Source organism: Mucilaginibacter flavidus (genome assembly GCF_024055575.1).
In the GTDB taxonomy this organism is placed as follows: domain Bacteria; phylum Bacteroidota; class Bacteroidia; order Sphingobacteriales; family Sphingobacteriaceae; genus Mucilaginibacter; species Mucilaginibacter flavidus.
The window spans coordinates 1-5,993 of the sequence record NZ_JAMXOE010000054.1 but is presented as its reverse complement, the minus strand read 5'-3'; the positions used below and the strand labels follow the sequence as shown (position 1 = coordinate 5,993).

The 5,993-nt window shown below is 39.6% G+C and carries 4 protein-coding genes; 2 read left to right on the top strand and 2 right to left on the bottom strand.

Translation table 11 applies throughout. The features are described 5' to 3' along the window. Together kaiC and NAF19_RS30385 are read left to right on the top strand one after the other, a co-directional pair. Window positions 1-1,290, top strand: a 1,290-nt coding sequence (kaiC, locus tag NAF19_RS30390; protein WP_252794221.1) for a circadian clock protein KaiC, incomplete at its 5' end; no start/stop codon positions are given. A 27-nt stretch (window positions 1,291-1,317) separates the two neighbouring features. Continuing rightward, the gene (locus tag NAF19_RS30385; protein WP_252794219.1) at window positions 1,318-1,893 is read left to right on the top strand and encodes a chemotaxis protein CheB; all 576 of its coding nucleotides are present in this window, start codon (window positions 1,318-1,320) and stop codon (window positions 1,891-1,893) included. Between the two features lie 91 nt (window positions 1,894-1,984). Here NAF19_RS30385 and NAF19_RS30380 read toward each other — a convergent pair whose 3' ends face one another. Next, window positions 1,985-2,350 carry a response regulator gene (locus tag NAF19_RS30380; protein WP_252794218.1) on the bottom strand — a complete coding sequence of 122 codons (366 nt, stop codon included), beginning with the start codon at window positions 2,348-2,350 and terminating at the stop codon, window positions 1,985-1,987. A 163-nt stretch (window positions 2,351-2,513) separates the two neighbouring features. Beyond that, on the bottom strand, window positions 2,514-5,993 hold a 3,480-nt coding region (locus NAF19_RS30375; protein WP_252794215.1), incomplete at its 5' end, for a CheR family methyltransferase.

Genomic DNA, 5,993 nt, shown 5'->3' with positions numbered 1-5,993 from the left:
GACGTGGCTTCTCTCAACCTGGATTTACATGGGCTTGTTTCCCAAAAAAGAATCCTGATAGAACATGTTCTTTTAGAGCGAAAAGATATTCAGGAGACTGACTTTAATCTTGAAGGGTTATTCGTTCGTTTGGAACATGCCATTGATTCCATTGGTGCAAAACGGGTTGTTTTAGATTCCATTGAATCTCTATTTGCAGGCATCACTGATATTGGCATTCTTCGCTTAGAAATAAAAAGACTTTTTAGATGGCTTAAGGAAAAACAAGTAACTGCGATTGTTACCGGAGAGCCTGTACAAGAATTTTATACCCGGCACGGCCTGGAGCAGTACATTTCCGATTGCATCATTCTTCTGGATAACAGAGTTAAGGAACAAATTGCCATCCGTAGAATCCGTGTAGTTAAATATCGCGGTTCAAAACATGGAACAAACGAATATCCCTTCGTAATTGATAAAGATGGACTTTCAGTAATTCCCATCACATCAGCCGGGCTTGATCAACCAGGCACGGCTAAGAAAGTTTCGACAGGAATACCATCATTAGATAAAATGTTCAGGGGTACACCAGGCTATACCAAAGGCAGCACGGTACTGGCTTCAGGTACCGCAGGCACCGGAAAAACAAGCTTGGCTGCTGCATTCGCTTTAGCAAGTTGTAAACGTGGAGAACGTTGCCTTTTTTTGTCCTATGAAGAATCGTCAGGTCAACTCATTCAAAATATGAGTTCTATAGGTTTTCATTTAGAACCAATGATAAAAAAAGAGCTTTTAAAGGTTGTGTCTACCAGGCCTTCCTTTTTTGGTTTGGAGATGCATTTACTCGATCTGTATAAACTCATTGCTGAATTCAAACCAAAAGCTGTTGTCATAGATCCCCTGACAAGTCTCATCGGAGAGGGGGACCAGCGTGACATCCGATCAATGATTACCCGCATGATTGATCTTTTAAAATCCAATGGCATCACTACCTTTTTTACAAGTCTTGTTTCTTCAGCCGCACAAAACGACACGAGCGGTGAAATCGGAGTCTCTTCTCTAATCGACACCTGGATAGTAGTGAGAGAGTTAGAAGAAGACGTAAGTAAAAAACGAATTCGTGGACTTTTCATTGTTAAGTCTCGTGGGACCGGCCACGACAGTGATGTCCACAGATTAATTTTGAGTGATGATGGAATTAAACTAGTACCGATGGGTGGAGAATCAACAGTGGGCGCTAATGAAAAAAAGAAGATCGGTAAAAATGTTTCTGAGGGTCAAAAATTAATTAAACAAGATAAAGGTGAATAATAAAAAAAGGGTGTATATTACATAGATATGGGAACGTTGCATCCTAATCTCATTGTTGGCATTGGTGGCTCAGCTGGTGCACTTAACGCATATAAGGCATTATTGGGTGCTATGCCGTCAAATACAGGTATGGCCTTTGTTATTATTTCTCACATGAACCCAACCGCCCATAGTCAGCTAGCTGAAATACTGTCGCGACATACCAAAATGGCTGTAAAGGTTGCTTCGGAGGCTATGCCGATCGTTGCAAATCACGTTTACGTAATTCCTGCGGACTCAGATCTTTTAATGGAGAATTATACCTTTAAAATCATCTGCCCTCGCTCTGGCAGAAACAAGCAAATTGATTTATTTTTTAATTCTTTAGCAGAGGCAATGGGTGTACGTGCTATTGGCATTGTTCTTTCCGGGTACGATGGTGATGGTACCGAGGGATGCAAGCAAATTAAGGCGAACGGAGGAAAAACCTTTGCTCAGGACAGGTCTGCCGAAGTAGATTTTATGCCGCTCAGTGCCCAGGATTCGGGTACTATAGATTTCATTATACCCCTCGAAAAAATTCCAGTTAAACTAAAAAGTTTGGCAGCTGCGCTTAAAACTTAAAACGAGAGCACAATACTTATTTTCCAACTGTAATGGATAACATAGTGCCCGTATAACTCTTGCTAGATTCTTTTAAAAATCATCATCCAATTTATGCTGCCAATTGCTTGTCAACCACTTGAAGCAAATGATCTATATCAAACGGTTTAGCGACAAAATCATTCGGTGCGCCTTGCAGATGCAATGCTCCAGCCAGGTCATGTGTCCCGGAAATCAGAATAACCGGCAGGAAATAGGTCAGATGATTTTCCTTAATATCCTTACAAATCGCGCGGCCATCCATACCAGCCAGCATTACGTCCATTAAAATGAGGTCCGGCTGGAAATCTTTGATATTTTCAAATACGGTATCACCAGAAGACAATGTGCGTATTTCATAACCATTATCAACTAAGAGTATGGAAATGATTTCTAAAATATCGTCATCATCATCAAGAACCAGTATTTTCTTACTCATAATCCGGGGGAGGCATCGAAGGTATAATAAGCTATTAATAGCTATTATAGTGCCAATATCATGTTTGACCGGTTAATGCGTTTGTAGTTTTTAATTGCAGCAACAATTCTGACTTGAATTGTTTAGCTATTCCGGTTATCGCTTGCAGATCTAATTCGAAAAATTAGTTAAGAGGTAAACTAAAGTAAAAAATTGACCCTTTACCTATCTCACTTTCTATCCATACTTTACCATTATGCCGCTGAATTATTTCAGCTGACAAATAAAGACCGAGCCCAAAACCTGAAATTTTTTGGGTATCCATATTTTCTATCCGGTAGTAACGATCAAATAATTTTTTCTGATCCTGTGGTTTAATGCCTATGCCTTCATCCTTTACACTTACCTGGACGTTGCCATTTACTTCTTTGCAAGAAATCTCAATATTTTTACCATGTGGCGAATACTTTATCGAATTGCTTAGAAAGTTATTGATCACCTGGCCTATCTTATCCCTATCCGCCATAACCGATACCGTTGGGCAGGGCAATACTGTAATGTTATGGCTTGCTGTTATTAGCGTAACTTCTTCCATTACTTCATTCAGGAGGGCATTCATTTCGAAAGTCTCCTCATTCAAATAAATTTTGCCGGCTTCAAAGCTTGAAACATTTAAAAAGCCGTTGATCAAGGCGATCATCTTTTTGACCTGGTTATGTGCTTTATCCAGCTTAGCGATACTAAATGTATCTTCGGCGTTTTTTGCCCTCGAAGATAATAGTTGAATATACCCCTGCAGTGATGTAAGCGGGGTTTTGAGTTCATGGCTCACTATAGCTATAAAGTCATTTTTCCGGATCTCATCCTGCTTGTGGGCCGTAATATCGTGCAACACTCCTGTAAAATAAGCCGGCTTATTATCCTGATCATTGGATAGATCGCCATTGGCCCGAACCCAGCGAAGCTTTCCATCATGAAATCCCCGCAGCGGATATTCTATATCACATTTTATACCCTGGTTAATATTGGCTTCAACTGCATTTGTTACTAAAGTTTGATATTGACTGTCAATTTGCGCTATAGCCGCCTCATAGGTCATTTGCTCATCTGGATAAAAACCAAATATTTCCTTAAGTCGTTGGGATGGAACAAATTCACGGGTTTGGAGCTCTATGGACCACATTCCCATTGCTGCCGAATCAATGGCTATACCCAGCATTTTATTACTGACATTTAATTCCCGCTGTATCTTTTTTAATTCGGTAATATCATTGAATGTGAGAATGGCGCCATCTTTTTTGTTATCTGCCTGCCGTATATACGGCATCGTCATTACCTGGTACCATTTACCATTATTGGTTTCAACTTCTTTGGTGATTACACTACCATCGGCCAATACTTTCTTTATATCCTCAATGATGGTTTCAAATTTTATATTAGTGGAAATATTGCTGAGCGGCCTGCCGATATCCGTTTCCAGCAAGTTGATCTGCTTTACCGTACCCGGCGAAAATTTCATCAATTGCAGTTCTTTATTAATAAATAACTGACCGTTAATGTTACTCCTGAAGTAATTATTTAAATCGTCATTGATTTCCAGCAGTTCTTTATTTTTTAATTGATAATCCGCATTAATGGTATGCAGTTCTTCATTTACCGATTGCATTTCCTCGTTGGTACTTTGCATTTCTTCATTAGCCGAAAGCAGCTCTTCATTGAAAGACTGCATATTTTCATTGGAAGCATCAAGTTTTTCATGAGCAGACTGAAGCTTATCCTTTAGTTCCTTTAACTCCTCCTCCAGATTCACGGTGTATTCACCGTGATATATTTTTTCATCAAACACCAAATCTTCCGAATGTTCAATGCCGGACAATCTGTCCTCAGTAAAAGTTACCATTAATAAGGTTTGCTCGCCCTTCTTTCCGGTCAAAGGACGTACGGACAGACTTACTTTAATTACACCTTGGTTATTTTGAATTTTGATACCGGTAAGTGTTGCCTTTTTGTCTGCTTTTAACGCGGTAGTTTTTAATGTATTAAATGCAATGGCAAGTGGTTTTGGCAATAGCTCTTCCAGGTTTGAAGTGTAATGCTTTTGTAAAAAATATTTTGCCGTATCCCCGTATGATCTTACCACCTGGTTACTTTCATCAATGCACACGGCCAGGTAATCCAAATCTTCGGCTAAACTAATCTGCATCTTTTCTGCCTCGGAATTGTTTGAACTTTGGGATGTATCCTCATAGATAGAGGTTTTACGTTTTAGATCAACCGTCTCTGGTAATGAAAATGTATCAAATTGCAAAAGCCGCTTTGTTTCGAGATTCTTATAGATCTTATATTTTTTATGGGCGACTTCCAAGTTTTTGATGATGGGCATCGGGTTTTCACTGGAACCTAAAAACAGGTAACCCTCCTTTTTTAGCCCAAAAAGCAACATGGTAAATATCTTTTTTTGCAATACAGGTGTCATGTAGATCAGCAGGTTGCGGCAGCTGATAAAATGCATATTGCAATAGGGAGGGTTCTTCACCAGGTCGTGATTTGCAAAGATCACCATTTTGCGAATTTCGGGGCTGATCCTGTAATTATTTCCTTCTTTAAAAAAATAACTTTCGAGCCGCTCTGCCGATACATCTTTTGCTATGCTTAAGTTATAGATACCCTTGCCGGCCTGTATTAATGCGGCAGTATCAATATCTGTAGCAAATATCTTTACAATGGTATCTTTAAGTTTGCCGGTTAATTGCTCAGCTATTAAAATGGCAAGTGAATAAGCTTCTTCGCCGGTAGCGCAGCCCGCTACCCACAATTTTAATTCCTCCTCGGGAGCAAGTTTTTCCAGTATACCTGGCAATACCTTTTGTTCAATAAAATTAAAAGCTTCTTTATCTCTGAAAAATGAAGTAACGCTGATTAAAAAATCCTTGGCCAATGCGGCTATTTCTACTGGTGTTGCCTTCAAAAAGTCAATGTAATTTTCTAACCTGGTAAAATTATTGTATCCCGCTCTTCTTTTGATTCTTCTTAATATAGTAGTTTGCTTATAATCCGAAAAATCAAGCGGTAGCTGTTCATTGATAAGATGTATAATAGCCTCAAGATTTTTTTGGTCGTCGGCGGTGTCAGGTATCAATTCAAGCTCGTGTTTTACATAATCTTCAATAGCACCAGGCATTAATTCAGGTTCCAAAATAAAATCCACCATACCTGTAGCGATAGCATTAGAGGGCATACTGGCAAACTCTGCTGTTTCCGGGTTGCGGGCTATTACCATTCCACCAGCCTTTTTAATAGCCTTTATTCCCTGGGTGCCATCACTGCCTAAACCCGATAGCACTACGGCAATAGCTTTGGTACCGCAATCTGCCGCCAATGAATTAAAAAATGTGTTTATGGTAAGGTGAGGGCCTGGAGCTTTTTCCTTGCTTGTTAAATATAGCGTATCATCGCTTATGGTCATGAACTTATCGCTGGGGATAAGATAGACCTGGTTGCTTTTTACCGGCATACCATTTTTAGCTTCCTCAACTACAAGCTTGCTGTGTTTGGCCAGTAATTCAACCATCCTGCTCTTGAAATCGGAAGATAAATGCTGTACAATAACGTAAGAAACACCATCTAAGGGCGTATGATCAAAAAAAGAATTGATCTCTTCCAT

What these genes read in the sequence shown, in the direction of transcription:
- NAF19_RS30385 (WP_252794219.1), top strand. Translation starts at nt 1,318, where the DNA reads ATGGGAACGTTGCATCCTAATCTCATTGTTGGCATTGGTGGCTCAGCT.
- NAF19_RS30380 (WP_252794218.1), bottom strand. Translation starts at nt 2,350, where the DNA reads ATGAGTAAGAAAATACTGGTTCTTGATGATGATGACGATATTTTAGAA.